This is a genomic window from Dyadobacter sp., assembly GCF_039919315.1.
In the GTDB taxonomy this organism is placed as follows: Bacteria; Bacteroidota; Bacteroidia; order Cytophagales; family Spirosomataceae; genus Dyadobacter.
In genome coordinates this window covers 195,521-219,068 of the sequence record NZ_JBDSFX010000075.1, presented here as the reverse complement: position 1 = coordinate 219,068, position 23,548 = coordinate 195,521, and the positions used below count along the sequence as shown (strand labels likewise).

Here is a 23,548-nt window from a genome sequence, read left to right as displayed (position 1 = left end):
AGCAAATTTTAATTTTCCTATAAATAATAGATAAAATAATTTTGTTTAAGTAATTTTGAAAAAAGTTAAACAAAATATGTCAACCTACTCCATCCGCGACCTGGAACGAATCAGTAACATGAAGGCGCATACCATCCGGATATGGGAGCAGCGCTATGGACTTCTGACGCCGGAAAGGACTGACACCAACATCAGGCACTATAATGATGACCACGTTAAGAAGCTGCTGAATGTGTGTACATTGCTGAATAACGGGATGAAAATTTCAAAGATCAGCAAGCTGGACAAGTCGCAGATCGCGGACGAAATTGAAAAGATCATTACCAGCTCATTTCAAAGTGATTTACATGTGGAGGCGATCATTAATCAAATGCTGATCGCCATTACCACTTTCAATGTTCAGTTATTTGATGAACTTTTTGCCGGATCGGTAAAAAGAATGGGATTAATAAAAACCTATGAAAAAACCCTTTACCCGCTCCTGGTTCGCACAGGCTTGATGTGGGTTAAGGATGACCTGCTACCCTCGCAAGAACATTTCCTTTCTAATCTGATACGCCAGAAGCTTTTTTCAGCCATTGATAACCTGCCGCTACCAACAAGCTCCGATCAGAAATGGGTGCTCTTTTTGAATGAAGAAGAGGACCATGAGATAGGGCTGCTTTTTGCCAGTTACCTGATCCGTCAGCAAGGCAAAGAAGTTATTTATTTGGGCGCGCGGGTACCTTACAACGACCTGGCGATGGTGGTGAAACATAGCCAACCCACACATATATATTCGTTTTTTGTCAGAAATCAATTTGAGGATCAGATAGATGCATTAATTAGTAAGCTTACTTCGGATTTTAAAAATATGCGGATGTGCATTTCGGGTCCATTTGACCAAACGAAACCAGCCGCCGGAAAACAAGTTACCCAGATTGCCAGCATTGATGATCTGATTGAAATTCTTAACCCAGACCATGCAGAATAAAGCCCCCGGCATATTGAACAAAAGCAGCCATATCACGGTAATAGGCTCCGGCTTCGCCGGTATGGCCGCATCCGCCGTGCTGGCATTGAATGGTCAACAGGTTACTGTCCTTGAAAAAAACGCGCATACCGGTGGTAGGGCGAGAACATTCAGCGAGGCTGGCTTTGTGTTCGATATGGGACCCAGCTGGTACTGGATGCCAGATGTTTACGATAGTTTTTATGATCTTTTCGGAAAAACAACAGCTGATTTCTACGATCTGAAACAGCTGGACCCGGGTTTTGCGGTGATTTTCGGAGCAGATGAGGTAATGGATATTCCTGCCGATTTTGAGAAAGTATGCGAACTTTTCGAACAAATTGAGATAGGCAGTGCATCCCGGTTACGAAAGTTCATCGCGGAGGGTGAGTTCAAATACCTGGTCGGAATGCAGGATATGGTTTATAAGCCAGGTCATTCTGTAACCGAATTTTTCGATTTCAAGCTTTTCAGAGATGCTTTGCGCCTTCAACTATTCACGTCTTTCAGCAAACACGTCAGGCGGTATTTCAAAGATCCGCGGTTGTTGGCACTCATCGAATTTCCCGTGCTTTTTCTGGGTGCGATGCCAAAGGATACTCCTGCATTATATAGTCTGATGAATTTTTCAGGACTCAAACAGGGTACGTTTTATCCGATGGGCGGTTTTGGCAAAGTAGCGGATGCATTCCGTACCATTGCTGAAAAAGCGGGGGTCAATTTTATCACGTCCCAAAATGTCGACAGGCTGGAGATCGAGAGCGGGTATATTAGTCGTGTACACTCGGCCGGTCGGGTCACCAAGGTTGACGCCGTGGTAGGTAGCGCTGATTACCAGCACATTGAATCGTCACTTTTGGAACCTGCCTACCGCTCCTACCCTGAGTCGTACTGGGAAAGCCGGACGTTTGCACCGTCCTGTTTGATTTTTTATTTAGGCATCAATAAAAAAATAGACGGCCTGCGTCATCATAACCTGTTTTTTGATGAAGGTTTTGAGCAACATGCCACTGAGATATACAAAACCAAAAAATGGCCAGCCAAACCACTGTTTTACGTTTGCTGTCCATCCAAAACTGACCCTTCGGTAGCACCCGAGGGAAGCGAAAATTTGTTCATTCTCATGCCGATTGCCATTGACTTGGATGATCCGGAAGAAATAAGAGAAAAATATTATAATACACTCATCAACAGACTAGAAAAATTTACGAAGACCAACATCAGGGACCATGTAGCTTACAAAAAAAGCTACTCGGTTTCTGATTTTATCGTGGATTACAATGCCTACAAGGGTAATGCTTACGGGCTGGCCAACACGCTCATGCAAACAGCCATTTTTAAACCGAAACTGAAAAGTAAGAAGGTGGGTAATCTATTTTACGCCGGTCAACTGACCGTACCAGGCCCGGGTGTACCGCCGTCTATTATTTCGGGAAGAATTGCGGCCAATGAAGTACTTAAATTTCTAAAAAGATAAATCATGAAAGCACTTTTCGACCATTTATCTGCCAATTGCAGCAAAAAAACCACACAACTTTACAGTACCTCCTTTTCACTGGGAATCTACTTTCTGAAACCCGCATTTCATCAACCGATTTACGGCATTTATGGGTTTGTCAGACTGGCTGATGAAATCGTAGACAGCTTCCATGATTACGATAAGGATTATCTGATCAAAAAGCTGCGCAATGATACCGTAGACGCGATTGCCGACGGGATCAGCATTAATCCCATATTAAATAGTTTCCAGCATGTGGTGCATGCTTACAGCATTGAATGGAGCCTGATCGATACTTTTCTGAAAAGTATGGAAATGGACCTGGACCAAAAGGAACATACGCCGGATTCGTACAACGAGTATGTGCTGGGCTCAGCGGAAGTGGTAGGTTTGATGTGCCTGCGGGTTTTTACAGAAGGTGATCATGCAATGTATGATGAGCTGAAACCTTATGCCATGAAACTAGGCTCCGCATTCCAGAAAGTCAATTTTCTCCGTGATTTGAAAGCTGACTATCAGGATCTTGGCAGAACTTATTTTCCTGGCGTTAATTTCAATCTTTTTTCCAAGGCGGATAAGGAAATTATACAAAATGAGATCGAGGAGGATTTCAAACTGGCACTGATTGGGATCAAGGGCCTGCCTGCAGGAGCGCGCCGCGGAGTTTACTTGGCTTATTATTATTACAAAAAATTATATCTGCGAATTAAGGAGACACCTCCGGATAAAGTAATGAATGCGAGAATCAGAATACCAGACTATAATAAAGTTGGCTTAATGTTTCGCTCACTACTAAGGCATCAGTTTGACCTTTTATGACGTTTTTTTGTTGTACTAGTTACCAATGCCATTTTTGAGCTGTTAGCGATTAAACCCAAATCCTTATTATATGAACGATCAAGTAGTGCTGGTGAATGAGCATGATGTCGAGATTGGCCTGATGCCCAAGCTGGAAGCGCATCAGAAAGGCGTGTTGCACAGAGCTTTTTCTGTTTTTATTTTTAATTCAAAAGGCGAAATGTTGTTACAGCAAAGAGCATTCGGCAAGTATCACTCCGAAGGTCTTTGGTCCAACACCTGTTGCAGCCATCCCCTACCCGACGAGTCGGCTCACCATGGCGCGGTGAGGCGTTTGCAGGAAGAAATGGGCATTCATGCCGATCTTCGGTTTCTTTTCAGTTTTCAATACCATGTCAATCTTGAAAATGGCTTAACTGAAAATGAGCTGGACCATGTTTTCTGGGGCATTTCCGATGCGAGGCCGGATATTAATACCGCCGAAGTGAGCAATTTCCGGTACATGAAAATTCAGGATATCAAGGCTGGTATGATCGCTCACCCTGACCAATATACTGAATGGTTCAAAATTTGTCTGGCCGAAGTGGAAGACAAAATCAAGCTGCGTTCGTAAACAATCTTATCATTTAAAAACAACGACTCTACCATTCTATGACTCCCTGGATTAGCAATACATTGATTGTCCTGGCCGCTTTTGTTGGAATGGAGTGTGTAGCCTGGCTCGCACACAAGTACCTCATGCACGGTCTGTTATGGTTTCTTCATCATGACCACCATCAGCGTGACGACGGCGATTTTTTTGAAAAAAACGACTACTTCTTTGTGATTTTTGCAACTCCGGGGATTCTCGGTTTGCTTTTGGGGATCAATCAGGGGTTCAACTATCTTTTCTGGATCGGATTGGGCATCACGATTTATGGCTTTACCTACTTTTTAGTCCATGATGTATTCATTCATCAGCGGTTCAAAATGTTCCGCAATACCGATTCCGCTTATTTAAAGGCGATCCGGCGCGCTCACAAAATGCATCACAAGCATTTGGGCAAGTACCAGGGAGAATGTTTTGGAATGTTGTGGGTACCTCTTAAATATTTCCGGGAAGCCAAAAATTCAATGGCCAAATGAATTATCTCTACCTGATCGTTGATCTCGCGGCCATTTCAGTTCCATTGCTGTTTTCTTTCCACCCCAAGATCGCGCTTTACAAAAAATGGTACCTGTTGTGGCCTGCGATCCTGCTCTCCACCATTCCGTTTGTAATCTGGGACAGTGCCTTTACTCAAATGGGCGTTTGGGGATTCACTCCGAAGTACCTTACCGGTTTGTATTTGTTTCACTTGCCAGTGGAAGAAATCCTGTTCTTCATCTGCATTCCCTACGCTTGTTTATTCACCTATTACTGCTTCCGGATTTACTATGGAACAGCTTACGCGCTTAGATCAGAGCGATTTATAACGTGGTTCTTTGTTGCCTGCTGTATTCTCCTCGCCATCACCTGCTACGATCGCTACTACACGTTTTACACAGCACTAGGGCTCCTTATTTTTCTGTTGTTTTTAAAATTGGTTGTGAAGGCAAAGTGGCTGAGTTTGTTCTATTTCTCGCACATGTTCTTGCTCCTACCCTTTTTCATAGTCAATGGGATCTTGACGGGTACCGGCTTGGACGAACCCATTGTTTGGTATAACAATGCAGAAAACATCGGAATCAGGCTACTTACCATTCCTTTTGAAGACATTTTTTATGGAATGCTGATGCTGCTGCTGAACACTTTTTTATTCGAATTTTTTCTTGAAAAATTCCCTGGTCCAAAATCAAGCCTAGAAACTATCGCCGTGGGTAAGCCCGATTAATTTGCTCATTAGTTCGGGCGTTTTGCTTAAAAATTTCAGCGCCAGATCCGTTGTGTTCCTCTTGCCAAACAGATTTTGAAGGTAGTAGCCTGCCGTAATCCTGGTGTTGAAAGCTTCATTCCAGGTGCGATGGTAATTCTCCGCTGCCCGTTGCTTGCTTTGTTTTTTACCAAAGTATGGGACCAGTTCGTTTGCGAGCAGTTTTGAAGCGCGCATTCCCATACTCATTCCGTTTCCGCAAAGCGGCGTGATAGAACCGGCCGCATCGCCTAGCAGGAATATGCCATTCGTTTCAGTACATTTCTTTTTAAACTGTACATTACTAATCACCAATGGATTGGCATCAACAAATTCCGATTGGGTGAAGTATTTCGCAAGAAAGGGATTCTTGAAAAGCACATTGGCTTCCATGGTGTTGATATCCTTCCCATTTTTAGTCAGGTTTTTGGCGGTGGTCAGGTAGCATAGGCAATATCGGTCACCATCTACTTTGGAAACGCCGCAATAGCCATCTTTGAAATTGTGTAATTCAATGCGATTGGCAGGCAAATCAGTTTTGATATGGTATTTCACACCAATAAAATTGCCGGAACCAGACGATTTAGGCGTATCCAAATCATTCTGACCGATAAACTGTGGTGTGTATTTACCATAACTGCCGCAGACGATTTCCGCCGCATAATGTCCGTGGTTGGTTTCAATGTCGTAGGTTCCCTTTTCAGTAGTATTAACACCATTCACGCGGCAGCTTTGAAGGATAGTAACTCCTTTATCAACAGCGATTTGCGACAAATAATTATCCAGACTAAACCTGCTGATTCCAAACCCTCCCATTTGAAGCGTAGCATTCAGCATAAAACCTTTTTCACTGCTAATGCCCAACTGATTGATGACAGGAAGATTGAGATCTTCAAAAGGTAACCCCAGACTTCCCAGAAAGCGATGGCTTTCCATAGAAATGTACTCACCGCAAACTTTATGAAAAGGATATTGATTTTTTTCAAATAAAACCGTGGAAATACCTTGATCGGCCAGCTGAATAGCAAGGCACAATCCAGCCAAACCACCTCCAATAATGGCGCATTCATAGGTTCTAGCTTGCATTTCCGTATACAATTACCTCGTGTCTAAATGCCCACTTATTACGTACCGAGTACTGTTCAGCACCAGCCTTCTGCATGATATTCAGCCATTCCAACCTTTTGAACCCACGTAAAACAGACAATGGCGCGTCGTTTTTGACAAGATACGATTTAGAAAAGAGGCGGGTCAGCCATTTGATCGAGTAGTAAGCAAGCGGATTGCGTTCCAGATCATTGATGACGAGAATAGCATGATGATCCAATGCAAAGCGCACCAGGTCAGTCAGTTGCTGTTCGTTAAGATGATGGCAAAAAAGGCAGGCGTGAATGATATCGGCCTGTGGCAAATGGTCAAATACATTCCGGTAGTCATCGCAAATCAACGTCACAGGTTCATTTGCAAGGTTTTTCCCAGCATATTCAATGCAGACCGGCTTGATATCGACACCATAAAGTTTCAGATCAAACCCTGCCGATTTGTTCCAGTTGCTAATGCGTTTCAATGTATCGCCGCCCCCGCAACCAATGTCAACCAGGACATAGGATCTATTTTTTTGAAAAACCTTTTTTAATGCGGCGAATGAAATGTTGTAGCCGCCCAGCCAATGATTGATAAAATCCAGCTCTTTTAGGTTCCGGTAAAGGTCAGCCGGCGGAATTTCTTCCTGGTCCAGCAGTTCCTTTTCGTTGCTCCGAAAGCTAAACATATTGCATTTGCATCGTTTCAATGCTTAATCCTGGGCCAAAAGCCGCTGCAAATAACTTGTTCCCCTGGTTTTCAGGTTTTGCCTTTTCCAAAACTTCTTTCAAAACAAAAAGCACAGTCGGCGAAGACATATTACCATAGTTTTTCAGAACATTGTAGGTCGGTGCCAAAAAGCATTTATCCAGTTCCAGAGCCGCCGCAAAGTCGTCCACTATCCGTTTTCCACCCGGATGTACCGCCCAATGTTTGTACTCATCTGATTTTAAACCAACAGATTGTAACATTGGCTTGATATTTTTCCGGATCAAATCGGGTACATAGGACGACAGGTTCATGATAAAGCCAGTCTCCGACAACCGCCACGCCATATCGGAGTAACCATTGTGCAGGATCATCGAATTAAAACTATCAATCTTTACCTGGTGCAAATAATCCCCCACAGGCTCGGAAGTAACGAGCACAGACGCGGCCCCGTCGCCAAAAATCAGGTTTGAAAGCAGGTAGTCGTCGCTATATTGTTTTTGAAAATGAATGGTGCAAAGCTCGGTGCAAACAATGAGGACTTTGGCGTCCGGCTCACTTCTGCAAATCGCGTCGGCGTTTTTCAATGCGATAATAGCAGCATTACAACCCATAAAATTGACTGAACTGCGCTGGATTCTTGGATTCAAATCAAGCTCGCGCATGAGTTCTATATCCAGGCCCGGCGCAGACAGACCGGTACACGTAACCGTGATCAGGTGGGTGATGTCTTTTTTTAAATCTTCAAAACCCTTCATTTTTTCAATGGCTTTTTTGGAAAGCCTGGTAGCGTGCTGCTGATAGAGTTGCATGCGCTGTGTCAGACTGGGTTCCGGGAGAAGGGTCGCCGTTTTGTTAAAGAACTCATACTCTTCCGGTTCCTTATCGAAATCGGCAATGACGGAATACCTCGTTTCGATCCCGGTTTTCCCCGCTACGATCCTGATCTTTCTTTTATGCGTTAAGTCATCCGTTGATTTCAGGTAAAATGCGGTAAGGCTTTCCTGAGAATAAGCGTAGGCGGGAACTGCTGTCTCAATAGCTGCTAGGTAACTCAAAGGGTTTCTGTTAATGATAATAAGTACTATGAAACAACTGTTCATGCAGATGGCGGCAATCCAGTTCATGCGCATGGTGTTCCGGAAATTAGCCTGGCCGATGTCTTTTTTGACCAGATAAAACCAGTAGCCAAAATAAACGACAATCGGCACAAAGAACACCTGGATTATGTAAAAAATCATTCCAAGGTCTCTGGATGTAAAATACAAATAATAAAACACATTGCAGAGCGCAAACATCAATGCCGTGAACACGAAAGTCCCGATATATCCGAGTTTATAACTTAATGTCGTGATACCGTCTTTCAGGTCCTGCCGGTGCTGGTACACCTGCGTAAGCGGATATGCTCCGGCGATCTGAAAAGAGCATCCCAGCAATACATATATGTTCTCCTGACTGAGCACCAACGATTTTCCGGAGATACCTGCGATCGACATATAATAGGTAAATGCTCCCTGGAAAATAACGACTGTTAAAAAACCGATAACAGGATATTTTTTCAGTCTGATCTGCCGTGAACTGTATGCCCTCGAAGCTGCAATGTATAGTATCAGACAACCCGCGAACAATGTATTTACGAAAAGCAATGCCAAAAGGGTTGCGGCAGCGTCGAGAAAAAGTGTGAGATAAAAGAGTTGAATGGTCGGGGCCGGAGGTTTTTCGAGTCCACCAATACTTTCTTCGTCCCGGTCAATGTAGCTGTTGTAGCCATTACTAGCCGGATAGACCAATAAATGAATGATTAAAAAGGAAAATAAGGCCTGATGATGCATCACCATTTCTGCCTGACTATAAGCAAACAAAAACAGCGGCAGCAGGAAAAATGAGAATGGTATCCTCAGAAGTTTGATTGTATTGCCATCAATGAGCATGGCCCAATTTAAGCATAAAACCATTCAAATTATAGGTCACAATTCGTCATTTGTGACATCAACCGGTTTGGAAGTGATCCGAAGTTGGTTGGTATTGAAAACCTGGGAATTGGGTGCGACACTTTTTGGTAAGAGATACCCTTCCGCCAATCACACTGTTTTGTCCTATCACGGTATCGCCGCCCAGAATGGGTAGTACGGGCGTAGATGATCACATTGTCCTCCACCGTCGGATGCCTTTTCTATCTGGTTCTTTTTGAGAATACCTTCGTAGGATGATTCCTTGGGTAAATGATTGCTTGGAAACAAAAACTGGGTGAGATTATCCAGCCATGCAATCAGGATTTCAGCTCTTCCGCAGGCTTTTCGCCGCTCGCAGCTTATACAATGTGTTGACTAAAACGTCGACTTCGGCGCAGGTATTGTAAAATGCCAGCGATGGCCTTACCGTCGTTTCCAGACCGAATCTGCGGAGAATGGGCTGTGCACAATGGTGTCCTGACCGTACCGCGATTCCTTCCTGATTGAGCGCTGCCCCTACTTCTTCTGTTTTATAGCCTTCAAAAACGAAAGACAGAACAGACGCTTTCTCAGCGGCAGTACCGATCAGTCGCAAACCAGGAATGTCCTGCATGAGGTTAGTCGCATACACGAGCAGGAAATGTTCATATTGATGGATCAGGTCGATACCGATCTTATTCACATAATCCAATGCTGCGCCAAGTCCTACTGCGTCGGCAATGTTACCGGTACCTGCCTCAAACCGCGAAGGTGCGAGATGGTATTTTATATGTTCAAAGGTCACATCGACGATCATATTCCCCCCGCCCTGCCATGGTTGTGTTTCGTTCAGCAAGTCCTCCTTTCCGTACAAGGCCCCAATGCCCGTTGGACCGAAAACTTTATGTCCTGAAAATACAAACCAGTCACAATTCAGCCCGGTCACATCCGTGCGAAGGTGAGAAACTGACTGTGCACCGTCCAAAAGTACTTTTGCTCCGGCTGCGTGCGCCATTTCAATGATCTGCCTGGCGGGAGTTACTGTTCCAAGTGCATTGGATACCTGTGTAAATGAAACCAGTCGGGTTTTGGAATTCAATAATTTAGCATACTCATCGAGCAGTATTTGCCCGTCATCATCCACTGGTATCACACGGAGCGTCAACCCTTTTTTATCAGCCAACTGTTTCCACGGAACGATATTAGCGTGGTGTTCCAGGTGGCTGACGATGATTTCATCCCCTGCCGACAGATTTTGATCTCCCCAGGTCTTGGCAACCAGATTGATCGCTTCGGTAGTACCACGCACAAAAACAATCTCATTCACAGACCTGGCATTCACGAATGCCCTTACTTTCTCTCTTGCACCTTCATACGCATCCGTAGCACGGGCTGCCAGTTCGTGGGCGGCGCGGTGAATGTTGGAGTTTTCGTGCTCATAAAAGTAGCTGATCCGGTCAATAACCTGTTGTGGCTTTTGCGTAGTAGCAGCATTGTCCAGCCATATCAAAGGTTTGCCATTCACCCTTTCCTTAAAAACAGGAAAGTCGTTCCTGATTTTATTGACATCAAAAGGAATGGCACCAAACGGCGGATGCACAAGCTCTCCTAACTGATTTCGCTGGTCGCCCGAATGTATATTTTGCCCCGAAAAAGGAGAAAATGACTTTGGTACAATGTTAGTAAGCCTCGGAATATGCTGCCTGTCAGAGAAACTTTCTCCTAAAAAATAATACGAACCCGCGGAAGGCTGAATACTTTGAAAAGGCAATTGCGGCGCAGGGTTAGAACTGCTTATCCCGCTAAATACCTGGCTCAGATCATGCGATTCAAACTGATACGGCAGAAATGCATTGCCCTGAGGTGCCCTGGATTCATTATTTCCTGGTGAAATGCCAACGCCTGCGGCCGATGGAGGCACCTTACCATCCGTAAAATGAGGATCCGGAAGGCTTGTTTGCGGGCTGTCTATATCAAAATTTTCCGGACGCGCCGCAGTCTTTGGAAACTGATTCTGAGCCATTTCCAGCATTTTCTGCATGCGCGGGTGGTCTTCTAAATGCGGGGAGAAAACCGGCGACGGCATTTCCCCGGGCAGTGCCTTGAACATTTCATTGGCCAACTGTTCCAATGAATGAATGTCCGGTAACCCGGCTGACTGCCCTCCCGGTATCTGATCAATATTTATACTCATGGTAATTGCCGATTTCTACGTTTTCAAGTACTGCTATTGCATCATCCACCAGCACGGCCAAAGAACAGTACAACGAAACAAGATAAGAGGCAATGGCTTTGTCATTGATCCCCATGAACCGTACAGACAATCCGGGTGACTGCTCACCGGGCAATCCTGGCTGGTAAAGGCCTACTACGCCCTGACGACTTTCGCCGGTGCGCAGCAACAATATTTTGGTCTTGCCATTTTCGATCGGCAATTTATCCGAAGGGATCAATGGTATACCGCGCCATGTGATGAATTGTGATCCGAATAATGAGATTGTCGGTGGCGGCACTCCTTTGCGGGTACATTCTCTTCCAAATGCGGCGATCGCTTTCGGATGAAGCAAAAAGAAACCTGGTTCTTTCCAAACTTTCGACAAAAGCTCGTCCAGATCGTCCGGTGTAGGTGGGCCAAGACGGGTGGAAATCTTCTGCTTGTCTGCAATGCTGGCAATTAATCCGTATTCCTGGTTATTGATCAGTTCGCTTTCCTGACGTTCTTTAATGCTCTCAATGGTCAGTCTTAACTGCTCGCTGATCTGATTGTAGGGCTTGCTGTACAAGTCTGAAACCCGGGTATGCACATCCAGGACCGTATTAACGGCCGTCAGATTATATTCTCTCGGATTCTCTACGTAATCAATGAATGTATGCGGCAGCTCGCGTTCGTCACGGCCGGAGCAATCCACTTCCGCGGTACTGCCGTCTTTGACTTTGTTAAGCCGGTATACGCCAGATTCCACAGGAATCCAGTTTAGCAAGTGCGTCAGCCAGCGCGGGGTTATCGCTTCAAATTGCGGAACCGTTCGCGTAGCAATCGCTAATTGCCTGGCAGAAACATCTCCCAATGCTGTTTGATTTTGATTTGACTTAGCCATTCTTTTACTTTGATTATGAATGAGAAACGTTTTCTGCAAAACACATCAATCCATTTACTGATGTGTCGGCAGCCATACCGATCACAAACATACGTCAACTAATTATCGCAAAATCAGGGAAACCTGATGCCTACCACTCCGTTTCCGCTACTCAATCGCTCCTTTCCGAAAAAGACAAAACGAATCACTGAAATCAGTTGTTTATAAGCACTACTATTGAAATTTTATTACGCAAAATATGCGCTCAGCAAATTTAAATTCGGTGCATTCTTCTATCGTTTTAATAGAATTAATGGATTTAAGGATTGCGTAGTTTACCACTAAAATAATCTATACAAATTCGATAGACTTAATATTTTATAAATGAAATTTTATTAGTTTTGAAAATCATAATATCACCTACACACCATGCAAGCGAGCAATTTGATTGATCTGTATAAAAATGAGAAGGTAGCCATTGAGGCTTTTAAAGAATTCAGGTTACGCAAGGGCGTGACTTGTAAAAAATGCGGTGGCACGCAACATTACTGGCTTTCACCCAAGCAGCAGTTTCAATGTAAACAATGCCGGTTCCGCACGACATTGCAAAGCGGAACCGTGCTAGAAGGTAGCAAGTTGCCAATCTCCTACTTCTTCATCGCAGTATATATGATCCTCAAAAAAGGCAATGCATTCACAATCCACGAATTTCAGGTGCAGACCGGCCACAAATACTATGAACCGTTATATGACTTTATCAGGAAAGTAAAAGTGTACCTCAATTCCAATGATCAGAACGCCATCCTGATCGATATGGTCGAATTATTCGGCTATTATTCGGTGACGCATGGGGCACCGGAAGAGGCTTCGCACAGTTAATAAATTGATTTATTTATAAATATCTTTCAAATCTTTTTCAAACAGCGTATAAGGATCATTGTAGAACTTCACGAAGTCCTGGGCACTGACCTGGCCGGGAAACGGCGCGTAAAAGTGCGTGGGACTTTTGGTATCGTTCCGCCAAACCAACACATAAGCCAGTGACATTTTCTGTGCTTTCAATGTTTTCAAAAGCGTTTCCGTCCACCAGGTTGGGTTTGGAATGGTTTCCAGACCGGTTTCGGTAAATGCAGCAAGCTTACCGGCCTTTCCGGCATAGTCGGAAACAATTTTCAATTTCTTCAATCCGGCTTCCAAATTGTACTTACCGTCCCTGCCAAAATCGCCGTAATTGTCCATTCCCACCATGTCCACCCACTCATTGCCTGGGTACCGCTCCAAAAACTCAGCTTCGGAAGTGAATTTATTGTCCGGTGAAAAGGCGTAGATAAAATTATGCACATTCAGGCTGTCCCGGAGGTAGGATACCGTAAACCGCCAAACCGAAATGAAGTCCTCCCGCGAAGTGTGTCCCTTTCCCCACCAAAACCAGTCGCCATCGAACTCATGAAACGGACGAAAGATGATCGGTGCAAGTGTACCATCATTAGCTTTTACTGAATTGGCAAAACCAGCAACGGTTTTCAATATCGCCTTATAGTTTTCATGATGTGATCCCCCGGGCTTAATCAACGCCATTGATGCGACAGAAACAGAATCTTTCCAGTAAAACCCTCCCCCAGACGCAGGATTAGAGAAATGCCAGGCGGCGGTCGTAATACCACCACGATTGTACGTATCCACCACATTTTTGCGCAATGCCTCAGCTGTTCTGACAATAGCATCCGTCGGCCTACCGGATAAGCCACTGAAATCAATGCCGATCACCCCGGGATGTGAGCCGGTTACAGACTTCACGTCGGAACGCTCCTCATCGCCAGACCAGCCGTGCCCGTATTCGGTAGCATGCTGGTGACCGAACACAATGTAGTTCTCGCTCAGTTTCATCAGATTTTTATAGAGTGCCTGCGTCTCCCGTGTCGCTTTTTTATCGATCTGACCCATTGAAACCTGGCATGATAACAACAAGACCACCAGGCAGTTTGTATATTTTTTCATAGAAATCAAGGAATCGTTAAGTGCGTTGAATGCGGAAATATTTGCCACTCAAGAGTAAAGTCCGCACTGTTGAAAATCTGTTCAAAAAAAATTTAGAAAAAAACTTTAAATGGCAGAACCTTTTAGTGCTTTTGAACGTATTTTGTGAAGATTATACATTTTCAATGCACTAAATATGAATTTCATTCTGATTAACAATAACATTACAGAATTATGAACGGAAATGAAATTACCCTCGACAAGATAGACCTCAGCATACTCAGGCTAATGCAGGAAAACGCAAGGATCAGTAATGCTGACCTCGCACGTGAATTGGAGATGGCCCCGTCGGCAGTGTTAGAAAGGGTTAAAAAGCTGGAACAGAAGAATGTGATCCTGCAATACACTACCCGCCTGAACCCGGCGGCTGTGCACCAAACATTACTCGCATTTATTTCGATGAAGTCTTCGGAAGGAATGGGCAGCAACAATACCGCGAAAGAACTGGCGAAGATCCCGGAAGTACAGGAAGTACATCACATTGCCGGCGAGGATTGCTACCTCGTCAAAGTGCGGACGGCGGATTCGGCCTCCTTAATGAGCCTGATGCGCAACTCTTTCAGCAAAATACCTAACATACTATCCACCCGAACCACGATCGTGCTGGAAACCGTGAAAGAAGAACAACAATTAGTCATACCTGAAAAATAAACGATCATGCAAACAGAAAGTAAAGCTCCTTCCACCCTGTTGGTTGTCCTCGCGTTCGCCACGGTTTACATTGTATGGGGTTCCACTTATTTCTTTATTCAACGCGCGCTGGCAGGTTTTCCGCCATTTATCCTGGGCGCATTCCGTTTTGTCGTAGCCGGTCTACTAATGCTGGGATGGAGCGTGCTGCAAGGCGAAGAAGTTTTTTCCTGGAAAGCGATGAAACCCGCCATTATCACCGGATTACTGCTTTTATTAGTGGGTAATGGTGTGGTAATATGGGTAGAACAGTTCCTTCCAAGTGCCATGGTGGCCATTATGGTATCCATGTCGCCACTATGGTTTGTATTGTTAGATAAGCCGAAATGGTCTGAAAACTTGTCGAACAAATCTACGATCGTGGGTTTACTGATCGGTTTTGCAGGCGTGGTTCTGTTATTCAGTGAAAAAATAATGGTTTCCATGTCCTCTCTGAACAGTACCCGCGACTTATTCGCCATGGGTTTGGTCGTAATCGGCTCAATGGCCTGGGCGGGTGGTTCCTTATATTCTAAATACAATTCCGTTTCGCAATCCGCGACTGTGAATTCTACCTGGCAGATGCTGGCAGCGGGTATCGCATTTATTCCGGGGAGTATACTTTCGGGTGAAATATCGAAGTTTGACATTGCCAGCGTACCCTCAGATGCTTGGCTTGCAGCAGGTTACCTGATTGTTTTCGGATCGATCGCCGGATTTAGCGCCTATGTATGGTTGTTGAAAGTACAGCCCGCTACGAAAGTGAGTACCTATGCATACGTAAACCCGGTTGTAGCGGTTATTTTAGGTGTATTTTTCGCCAAAGAATCCATTACGCCATTGCAAATTTCAGGCCTGATCGTCATCTTGGCGAGTGTATTGCTGATCAATCTTCATAAATACAGAAAACCCAAGTCACTGACACCAAGCCTTACCTGATTTTATGAAATGGATAACCAGAGACCGGCCTAAAATCGACAGGATTGCCTGTCCCTGGCTTATCCGCAGGTTTATTGATCCCGCCGCAGAGATCATATATGTGCCTGAATCAAAGGTCATTGAGATGGCGGGAGCATTATCAGCCACGCCATTTGACATCCCTAATGTCGAATTCACGCATTATGATGACCAATGTACCTTTGATTATTTTATCAAAAAATACGAGCTGAAAGATCCTGCATTGGCTGTTATGGCACCCATCGTTCGCGGTGCCGATACGGATGATCACGTACTTGCCGTGCAATCTTCTGGCCTATGGGCAATCTCGGCGGGGCTTTCCCATAACATTCAGGATGACCAGGAGTTACTGGAAAAAGGAATGCTCATTTACGACGCACTGTACAGCTGGGCAGCACATTTGAAAAGTGAAAAGCACACGACCAGCCCGACCGAGCATTTGCTATTGCAAATCTATAAAACCTACATTAAGAATAAGGACGGCAAGAAAAAGGCCCCGGCGTGGGCTACCGAACTGAAACATTTGATTCAGGATCACATTGATACCAACCTTAATCTTAACCTGAAAGTAGCATCCGAGGAGCTGGATGTGAACCCTGCCTACCTTTCGCGCGAGTTTTCCCGGTACTTCGATAATCTGTCTTTTGGAGAATACATTCGAAAGCTCCGGATCGAAAAGGCTATACAGTTGCTGGAATCTTCCGACGATACATTGTCTGAGATAGCCTACCTCACCGGTTTCTCGGATCAAAGCCATTTTAACCGGGTTTTTAAACTGAATACCGGAAAAACTCCCTCTGAATACAGGAAATCTTTGCAAAAAGGTAAAGGAAATCCAAAACGTTAAATTCATTCTATTTTACGGGCTACGGACTTTTTAGTATTGCTGTGACGGGCGAAAATCTGTTTTCACTCATTACCAATTCAAAAATCCATGTCTCTTTTTACAAGCATCCCTTTCCGGCTTTTGACATTCTTTATCATTGCAGGAACATTTCAAAACGTCATTGCCCAAACGCCCACACCAGCACCCGTATATCCACGAATTGCAGGCTATGTCGGGATTTTGCACCCCATTGTTACGTTCAGTGAGGAAGGCACAACAACCAATTTTGATAGCTACTATGTGGTAGGGTTACCAACCGGGATCAACATCTGGAAAAGCGCAAAAATCGGTTTCTCCGCCGAATTTGTTCCATTAATAAGAGCCGAAAATGGTACCAGCAAAATGGCAAACTTCCTCTTTCACCCGGGCGTACTCGTGACGCTAGCACCTGGGCTTACCTTCGCAGGCAGGGCCGCATTCGAAACTTCCGGGCGCTACGGTTTCACGCCGGTTTTAAATAAAATTGTGAAGAAAAATAAGAATAGCGGCTATTTCGTCGCTGTCCCTGTACCATTCAGATTTGGAAATGGTCATCCGGCCAATGTGACGATTGGATTTCAATTTGGTATTACATTTTGAATGTTACGTGATGTCGCTGCCAATGTTACATGCCTGACGGCATTTTTTCGTTCGGGAAGTCGCGTAGCGACGTAACCTCGGTAGCAGAGAACGTATGAACCTATCATCAAATCCCGTTAGGGATGACACCAAAATCAGGTAGCATCAACAAAACGATGCGTCCGTTATTTCCTGAACCTCAGTAATATCCCTGTTTCTGCGAATCAGATGAAGGATATGTTCAAAATCAATCAATTGTGAGGCCTCAAAGGCGATCACGCCGACAAAACTCCGGCCTTTACTGATAAATTTCAGATGCTTGATCTTCGCCCCTTTTACTGATTCGACGATGGATGTGATCTTATGAAGGCTGACCGCATTGCGGTAAATAATGCGGAGAAAAAAGGTATTGCTCATGTTGATGATATTTTATCTGGCTAATTTTTAATCTGTTATCGATGATATTAGATAGACTTTCCAGGTTTTGAAAACGGGGTCGCCTAGACGGGGTCGCCCAGACGGGGTCGCCTAGACCTGGAAAGTCTTTTCTATTGTCAATTAAAAGGCATCAAACCATAATTTTGTAGTGAGTCGGTCTTCGCCCTGGCTGGCTACTGCCGCTTTGTAATTGGCACCATTCAATGCTTGCTCGCCTGTCGGGTATGTTAGTCTCAGAGGAAATTTCCCTCCCAATACTCCGGCATAGGCTGGTTTCAGCTGCGGAAAGTCAAGTCGCCTCCATTCTGTATACGCTTCCAGTCCCTGGCTGAATAAGGCAAGCCATTTTTGGTCTCCGATGGATTTTTTATAGTTGGCTGCACTATATGCGACCGCTGGTTGAGCAAGGTAGGCGGTGATGTCCGTTGCACTCACTTTAAATTGTTGCAAAGAAGCAGTAACTGCCGCTTTATACAGGTCAGCCGCATTGTCAGGAATAAACCCACGTTGCGCAGCTTCCGCCAGGTTGAAAAGTACTTCCGAATAGGCCAGGAAAACAGATGGTGAAGAAGGCGCAGTGAAGTAATCGCCCAATTTCGATGTTTTTGTGAAACCCAATTTCGCGGCAGAGTCAGCCGGCAAACCATTCGTCACCCCAATGTATCCGGTTGGCGTAGCATCAACTGTTTTGTTGGCATAAATAGCCAGACGCGGATCTTTCAATTCCTGCAATTTGTCAATCACCGACTTACTTACACGGTAATCGTCTCTCGTTTCGCGGTCGCGTGACACCGGATTTTGGTTTGGCGAGCTGAGGTATACCAGCTGTGCAATCTCGTCATTGGAAGCGATTAGTGCACTTTTGTTGGCTGCTAATTCTGCAATAACCGTTTTGGCAGTCTGTGGATCTTTGTCGGCTATGCGCAATGCAATCCTAAGACGGAGGGAATTGGCGAATTTCTTCCATTTTGTCAGATTACCATTGTATACCAGGTCGCCGCTGATCGGACTTCCGCCTGTATTGATCAATTCCGAAGCTCTTTTAAGATCGCTTAACAGACCGAGGTACACATCTTTTTGCGCGTCATATTTTGGAGTCAGCGTTTCGTTGATTTTGACAGCCTGCGTGTATGGAATGTCGCCATACAAGTCGGTCAGCAATTGGAATGACCATGATTTCAGGATAAGCCCTACTGCCTGGTAATTTACATTCCCGGTTTCTTCTCCGATTTTAATGATCGTTGAAAAGTCAGTCAATCCCTGCGAATACAGGTTCGTCCATACGTTCTGAACATTGGAAATACTAACCGTATACTTGTCCACGTCCGTATACTGGATCTTGGCCCAATGTTGTACAAACAATGTGGTAGTTTCCATGGAAGCATCCGACCCGAGGATCAGGTCTGCATTGGATTTGATGGAGTTGGCCAACAAATATTCCGGCTGCGCGACAATCGCTTCATTTGGGTTTTCATTTACTTTTTCAAGACTATCCCCACATCCTGCCAGCAACACCGCCGTTGAAGCAAGTATTATTCCTTTTATTCCTATATGTTTGATCATGAGTATTTTAATATTAAAAGCCAATCTGAATGTTAAACCCGTACGAGCTGGTAGTTGGTAATTGAAGCGATTCCAGTCCTTGTCCAGTATTGGCAGTACTGAAAGCCGTTTCCGGATCGATATTATCCGCTTTCCGTTGCAGGAATGCAAGATTTCTGCCGTAAACCGAAAAGATCACACTTTGTAGTTGGAATTTGGAAACGAATCCCTGTGGAACGGTGTAACCCAGCTTCACCTCACGCAGCTTGATAAACGAAGCATCGAAAACGCTCGCTTCATTGATCCCTGCACTGTTGCTGTAAACGCCTTTGTAGTAGCGCTCCGCAGAAACTATGGTCGCATTAGGCTTGCCGTCCGCAGTTACGCCCGGGGCAATGATACCGTCATCGTAGACGATCGCTCCCGTGGGTGCACTGGTTCCACTAGGCAACTGTACTGCCACGCCCGCCTTGTTATTGCCTGGATAGTAATAAGTTATGCCACCGTGTTCTGCGTCGCGCCCTTCCAGGGTTTGCACCAGCACACCGGTATATTTTCCTGTTGCATTGGTCGCGGAATAGATAGAGCCACCTTGTTTTGTATCGATCAATACACTCAGATTGAATCCTTTGAAAGAAAACGAGTTAGTAATACCGCCAATCCATTTCGGAGTGTAGTGTCCCAGCACTTTCAGGCTCGGGTCCCTGGTAGGAATTCCGGTCGCGCCAATGATCTGTTCACCCGCTTCATTTCTGGCGAAAGCCGAACCGAACAATGCTCCATAACCCAGCCCTTTGCTGGCATAAACGGTCACACCATTGGTACCCAATTTATAATCGTTCAGGAAACCTTCATCATCCAATGCAATAACTTTACTGCGGTTCCTCGAATAATTGATGCCAACATCCCAACGGAAACCGGACGCTGTCTGGATCGGCTTTACATTCAGCATAGCTTCAAAACCGCGATTGTTAATGTGTCCTGCATTCAACAATTTTTGCTTATATCCTGTGGATGGGCTCACATCTGCCTTCAAAATTTGGTTATAACTGTCTGTGTTATAATAACTCACATCCAGTCTCACCCGGTTTCTGAATAATGCGACATCCGCACCGATTTCAGTCGATTTCGTAATTTCCGGTTTCAGGTCAGAGCTCAGCAAAACGTCCGAAACGGTCGTCAACGGGCTGCTGCCGAATGGTTGATTGAATGGATAGGTATTGATCAATTGATAAGGATCCGTGTCCTTACCCACCTCAGCCCAGCCACCGCGTAACTTCGCATATGTCAGCACATTGCTTTTGATATCAAATGCATCTGTCAATACAAAACTCGCGTTGATCGATGGATAGAAGTAGGAATTACCTCCCGTCGGCAATGTAGACGACCAGTCGTTTCTGGCGGTTAAATTCAGGAACAGATAATTTCTGAAACCCAACTGCGCCGAGCTGAAAGCACTGTAAACCTTTTGCTTACGGAGCACATTAGACGATACCAGCGGGTCACGCGAGTTATTCAATGTGTACAAGCCTGCTACCGCGAGCTTCGGAGCCTGCTGCAAGTTCTGTTCGTTGAAATTGCTCCGCAGGTTACCTCCTACCAGCCAGTCCAATTCAAAATCACTGCTTAGATCCTTATGGAAGTTGAAATTGAAGTCCGTATTGTTCTCGTTGACAGTGTAGCCATCCTCTGTATATGACCCAAACGGCGTTCCATTGGTACCATAGGCCACTTTGAACTTGCGTTTGTCATTATAGTAATCGTTACCAGTACGTACCGTAGCCGTCAGCCAGTCAGTGATTTTGTAGGACAAATTCACATTTCCGAAAAAACGGTCACGACGTTGCTGAGCAGTATTTTCATATTGTAACAAATATGGATTGCTGTAATAGCTGTGGTTCCAGTTGTAATCGAAACCGCCTTTGTTGTAATCCTTCAACAATTCGGTGTCCACTTGTCTCCCGAACCAGAGAAACTGTAACATCACGCTGCTACCACGTCCCGAAGTCCCGGGTAAATTATCCGAACTGTTTCGGGCAAAGTTCGCGCTTGTTGTCAAAGTCAGTTTGTCATTCAAACGAAATGTCGTGTTGACACCGAATGAGTTTTTGGAGATATCCGTATTGGGAATAACACCCGTTTGCTTGCTGTTATTGAAGGAAAACCGATAATCGATCTTATCGCTTGAACCCGAGACTGATACCCCAGTGGTACGAGTATGGCCGGTTTCAAAGAAGTTCTTAACATTGTCAGGATGTGCCACGAAAGGAACCGCTTCGCCATTCGAGAAGAATTGCGGGATCAGCCTGCCATCCATTTTCGGGCCCCAGCTTTCGTCGGTAGCATCATTGATACCGCCGCCTTTACCATTGACATAAGAAAAAGCACCGCCCGTTCCCTGTCCGTAAGTATTCTGATATTCAGGCAGTACCAACAGTTTTTCAGAAGAATAACCAAAGTTCAGGGTTACGCCCAAACCTTTCTGTCCCTTACCGCTTTTGGTTTTGATCAAAATAACACCATTCGATGCCCGTGATCCATAAAGTGCCGCAGAATTAGGTCCTTTCAAAACGCTGATCGACTCGATATCATTTGGGTTAATGTCGGCAATGGCGTTTGCAAAATCGCGCGAACCATTGGCGCCAGCACCCAGCTGTGAGTTGTCGACAGGAATCCCGTCCACCACGAATAGCGGCTGATTGTTACCTGCAATGGAAGTTTCCCCGCGGATTACGATCCTCGACGAACCCATTCCTCCCTGGCTGTTGGTAATGTTCACCCCGGCGATCTTACCGGCTAATGCATTCACCAGGTTACCTTCTTTCGCTTCCGCCAGGTCCTTGGTTTGCAATTCCTGAACCGCGTAGCCAAGTGATTTTTTCTCTTTGGCAATACCCAATGCAGTCACTACTACTTCCTGTAAAATGGTTTCATCACTTTCCAATTGCACGTCAAGCTTACCGTTTGCGGGTATGGTAAGTTCCGTGGATTTTAAGCCAATGAATGAAAATATCAATGTTGAACCGGATTCTGTTTCAATGGAATACTGGCCTTCGGCGTTGGTAGCCGTGCCTTTTGAAGTCCCCTTGACGAGGATCGTTACACCGGGTAATGCTTCACCGTCGGTTTTTGAAGTGACACGGCCTGTTACGTTAATGTTCTGAGCGAGGGATGAATGTACGCTTGCAATACTGAACAGGAAAAAAAGATAAACTAGATTTTTTTTCATGGATGTGGAATTTGACTTGAGTGTATTTCAAAAGAAGTGTGTGAATTATGCCCAGCTGGCGATTTGCTGCCAGCCTTTTCTGGTTTGAGAAACAGGTTCGGCCTGGTAGGTTTTGATGATCGCTTTCAGGATCTCGTCGATCTCATCGAAAGTGTTGAATTTGCTGAATGAGAAACGGACATTTTCCTTGTCTTTCTGGCAGGGTAATGCGCTGATTACGTGGGAGCTGCCATTACTTAGATTGGAACAGGCACTACCGCCTGAAACGGCTATCCCTGCTTTGTCCAGGCTTGTTACCAGGCTGCCAATGGTTAGGCACGGAAATGAAACATTGAGAATGTTGACCAGACTGCTTTCGAGTGAATGGCTTTCTCCATTGTAACAAATACCTTCTATTCCGCTGATCGCCAGCTTCGATACCATGTATTGCTTCAATTTGCATAGCTTATTCTGATTCACTTCCAGGTCCCGGTCGGCTATTTCAAGAGCTTTCGCAAGTCCCACAATGCCAATCACATTCTCGGTACCACCGCGCTGGCCACGTTCCTGGCCGCCTCCGAAAATCTGCGCCTTGATGCTGTGTTTTTTATTGATATAAATAAAACCAACACCTTTTGGACCGTGGAATTTGTGCGCGGAACCCACCAGAAAATCAATAGGCGACTGGCTCAGATCAAACCGTTGCTTACCGATTGTCTGGGTGGTATCCGTATGAAAAATAGCGTTATAACGTTGAGCAAGTTTACTAATGGCTTGAATGTCTGTAAGGTTACCAATCTCATTATTCGCATGCATCAGGCTGATCAACGTGCGTGGATTGGCTCTCAACAGATTTTCGAGGTGATAAAGATCCACGTTACCGCGTTCGTCAAGCTTCACAAAACTCGTTTCGATATCCCCTTCTTTTTCATGGTGCAAAATGGTTTGCAGCACCGCTTTGTGTTCAATTTTACTGGTAATGACGTGGCTGATGTCGTAGGCATGGATCGTACCCGTGATCGCTAGATTATTAGCCTCGGTCGCGCCCGACATAAAATAGATTTCCTCGGGAGCAGCTCCTAATATTCCGGCAATGGTCTTCCGTGCCTGGTCAATCGCCTCTTTCACTTTCCGTCCGGCCCAGTGGGTGGAAGACGGGTTTCCGTACTGGTTTTGCAGAAAGGGAAGGATTGCTTCGATCACCTCAGGGTCCAGTGCTGTTGTAGCCGCGTTGTCACAATAAATTTCCATGTCTTTTCAGTTGTTGATCGATTCTTAGATGGTTGATTTTCAGAC

Annotated in this window: 22 protein-coding genes; 12 read left to right on the top strand and 10 right to left on the bottom strand. The window is 45.1% G+C overall.

The features are described 5' to 3' along the window. The first annotated feature begins 76 nt into the window (after positions 1–76). From ABIO93_RS21315 to ABIO93_RS21290, 6 genes are all read left to right on the top strand, one after another. On the top strand, positions 77–973 hold the full coding sequence (locus tag ABIO93_RS21315) for a MerR family transcriptional regulator (RefSeq protein WP_348071394.1): 897 nt from the start codon (positions 77–79) through the stop codon (positions 971–973). Then, positions 963–2,468: a phytoene desaturase family protein gene (gene crtI / locus ABIO93_RS21310; protein ID WP_348071392.1), complete on the top strand. Its 1,506-nt coding sequence runs from the start codon at positions 963–965 to the stop codon at positions 2,466–2,468. Before ABIO93_RS21315 ends, crtI begins: the two co-directional genes overlap by 11 nt. Before the next feature lie 3 nt (positions 2,469–2,471). Beyond that, on the top strand, positions 2,472–3,308 hold the full coding sequence (locus ABIO93_RS21305) for a squalene/phytoene synthase family protein (RefSeq protein WP_348071390.1): 837 nt from the start codon (positions 2,472–2,474) through the stop codon (positions 3,306–3,308). 70 nt (positions 3,309–3,378) lie between these two features. Continuing rightward, the gene (gene idi / locus ABIO93_RS21300; protein WP_348071388.1) at positions 3,379–3,900 is read left to right on the top strand and encodes an isopentenyl-diphosphate Delta-isomerase; all 522 of its coding nucleotides are present in this window, start codon (positions 3,379–3,381) and stop codon (positions 3,898–3,900) included. A gap of 38 nt (positions 3,901–3,938) precedes the next feature. Continuing rightward, positions 3,939–4,412, top strand: a complete 474-nt coding sequence (locus tag ABIO93_RS21295; protein WP_348071386.1) for a beta-carotene hydroxylase — start codon at positions 3,939–3,941, stop codon at positions 4,410–4,412. After that, complete coding sequence (locus ABIO93_RS21290) at positions 4,409–5,140, top strand: lycopene cyclase domain-containing protein (RefSeq protein WP_348071384.1); 732 nt, start codon at positions 4,409–4,411, stop codon at positions 5,138–5,140. Before ABIO93_RS21295 ends, ABIO93_RS21290 begins: the two co-directional genes overlap by 4 nt. Here the strand turns inward: ABIO93_RS21290 and ABIO93_RS21285 are convergent. From ABIO93_RS21285 to ABIO93_RS21275, 3 genes are read right to left on the bottom strand one after another with little or no spacing between them, the layout of a single operon-like run. After that, positions 5,108–6,244 carry an NAD(P)/FAD-dependent oxidoreductase gene (locus ABIO93_RS21285; protein WP_348071382.1) on the bottom strand — a complete coding sequence of 379 codons (1,137 nt, stop codon included), beginning with the start codon at positions 6,242–6,244 and terminating at the stop codon, positions 5,108–5,110. The two genes, ABIO93_RS21290 and ABIO93_RS21285, sit on opposite strands and share 33 nt — an antisense overlap. Beyond that, positions 6,234–6,929 (bottom strand): methyltransferase domain-containing protein, encoded by a 696-nt coding sequence (locus ABIO93_RS21280; RefSeq protein ID WP_348071380.1) that lies wholly within the window; start codon positions 6,927–6,929, stop codon positions 6,234–6,236. Before ABIO93_RS21280 ends, ABIO93_RS21285 begins: the two co-directional genes overlap by 11 nt. Continuing rightward, the gene (locus ABIO93_RS21275) at positions 6,922–8,880 is read right to left on the bottom strand and encodes a UbiA family prenyltransferase (protein WP_348071378.1); all 1,959 of its coding nucleotides are present in this window, start codon (positions 8,878–8,880) and stop codon (positions 6,922–6,924) included. The genes ABIO93_RS21280 and ABIO93_RS21275 overlap by 8 nt, the downstream gene beginning before the upstream one ends. Between ABIO93_RS21275 and ABIO93_RS21270 the strand changes: the two genes are divergently transcribed. Further along, a complete protein-coding gene (locus ABIO93_RS21270; protein ID WP_348071376.1) occupies positions 8,879–9,076 on the top strand; it encodes a hypothetical protein in 198 nt (65 codons plus the stop codon). The genes ABIO93_RS21275 and ABIO93_RS21270 overlap by 2 nt on opposite strands. Before the next feature lie 150 nt (positions 9,077–9,226). Here ABIO93_RS21270 and ABIO93_RS21265 read toward each other — a convergent pair whose 3' ends face one another. Both ABIO93_RS21265 and ABIO93_RS21260 read right to left on the bottom strand, forming a co-directional pair. Next, positions 9,227–11,074, bottom strand: a complete 1,848-nt coding sequence (locus ABIO93_RS21265; protein ID WP_348071374.1) for a family 2A encapsulin nanocompartment cargo protein cysteine desulfurase — start codon at positions 11,072–11,074, stop codon at positions 9,227–9,229. Next, positions 11,058–11,978 (bottom strand): family 2A encapsulin nanocompartment shell protein, encoded by a 921-nt coding sequence (locus ABIO93_RS21260; protein ID WP_348071372.1) that lies wholly within the window; start codon positions 11,976–11,978, stop codon positions 11,058–11,060. The genes ABIO93_RS21265 and ABIO93_RS21260 overlap by 17 nt, the downstream gene beginning before the upstream one ends. A gap of 408 nt (positions 11,979–12,386) precedes the next feature. Here ABIO93_RS21260 and ABIO93_RS21255 point away from each other — a divergent pair, with 408 nt between their 5' ends. Beyond that, a complete protein-coding gene (locus ABIO93_RS21255; RefSeq protein ID WP_348071370.1) occupies positions 12,387–12,836 on the top strand; it encodes a transposase in 450 nt (149 codons plus the stop codon). 9 nt (positions 12,837–12,845) lie between these two features. On the opposite strand, the gene ABIO93_RS21250 is transcribed toward ABIO93_RS21255, so the two are convergent. Next, a complete protein-coding gene (locus ABIO93_RS21250) occupies positions 12,846–13,955 on the bottom strand; it encodes a glycosyl hydrolase (protein WP_348071368.1) in 1,110 nt (369 codons plus the stop codon). A gap of 213 nt (positions 13,956–14,168) precedes the next feature. Between ABIO93_RS21250 and ABIO93_RS21245 the strand changes: the two genes are divergently transcribed. The 4 genes from ABIO93_RS21245 to ABIO93_RS21230 all read left to right on the top strand — a co-directional run bounded on the left by ABIO93_RS21245 (position 14,169) and on the right by ABIO93_RS21230 (position 17,085). Next, positions 14,169–14,645 carry an Lrp/AsnC family transcriptional regulator gene (locus tag ABIO93_RS21245; RefSeq protein ID WP_348071366.1) on the top strand — a complete coding sequence of 159 codons (477 nt, stop codon included), beginning with the start codon at positions 14,169–14,171 and terminating at the stop codon, positions 14,643–14,645. A gap of 6 nt (positions 14,646–14,651) precedes the next feature. After that, positions 14,652–15,602 (top strand): EamA family transporter, encoded by a 951-nt coding sequence (locus ABIO93_RS21240; RefSeq protein WP_348071364.1) that lies wholly within the window; start codon positions 14,652–14,654, stop codon positions 15,600–15,602. A 4-nt stretch (positions 15,603–15,606) separates the two neighbouring features. After that, positions 15,607–16,467, top strand: a complete 861-nt coding sequence (locus ABIO93_RS21235; RefSeq protein WP_348071362.1) for a chromate resistance protein ChrB domain-containing protein — start codon at positions 15,607–15,609, stop codon at positions 16,465–16,467. A gap of 87 nt (positions 16,468–16,554) precedes the next feature. Then, positions 16,555–17,085, top strand: coding sequence for a hypothetical protein (locus ABIO93_RS21230; protein ID WP_348071360.1), 531 nt, complete (start codon positions 16,555–16,557; stop codon positions 17,083–17,085). A gap of 144 nt (positions 17,086–17,229) precedes the next feature. Here ABIO93_RS21230 and ABIO93_RS21225 read toward each other — a convergent pair whose 3' ends face one another. The 4 genes from ABIO93_RS21225 to ABIO93_RS21210 form a co-directional block, all read right to left on the bottom strand. After that, positions 17,230–17,481: a hypothetical protein gene (locus ABIO93_RS21225; protein WP_348071358.1), complete on the bottom strand. Its 252-nt coding sequence runs from the start codon at positions 17,479–17,481 to the stop codon at positions 17,230–17,232. Between the two features lie 141 nt (positions 17,482–17,622). Next, a complete protein-coding gene (locus ABIO93_RS21220) occupies positions 17,623–19,065 on the bottom strand; it encodes a SusD/RagB family nutrient-binding outer membrane lipoprotein (RefSeq protein ID WP_348071356.1) in 1,443 nt (480 codons plus the stop codon). Positions 19,066–19,078: 13 nt separating this feature from the next. Next, on the bottom strand, positions 19,079–22,273 hold the full coding sequence (locus tag ABIO93_RS21215; RefSeq protein WP_348071354.1) for a SusC/RagA family TonB-linked outer membrane protein: 3,195 nt from the start codon (positions 22,271–22,273) through the stop codon (positions 19,079–19,081). Between the two features lie 45 nt (positions 22,274–22,318). Further along, positions 22,319–23,503, bottom strand: coding sequence for a cysteine desulfurase family protein (locus tag ABIO93_RS21210; protein WP_348071352.1), 1,185 nt, complete (start codon positions 23,501–23,503; stop codon positions 22,319–22,321). Between the last annotated feature and the right edge of the window lie 45 nt (positions 23,504–23,548).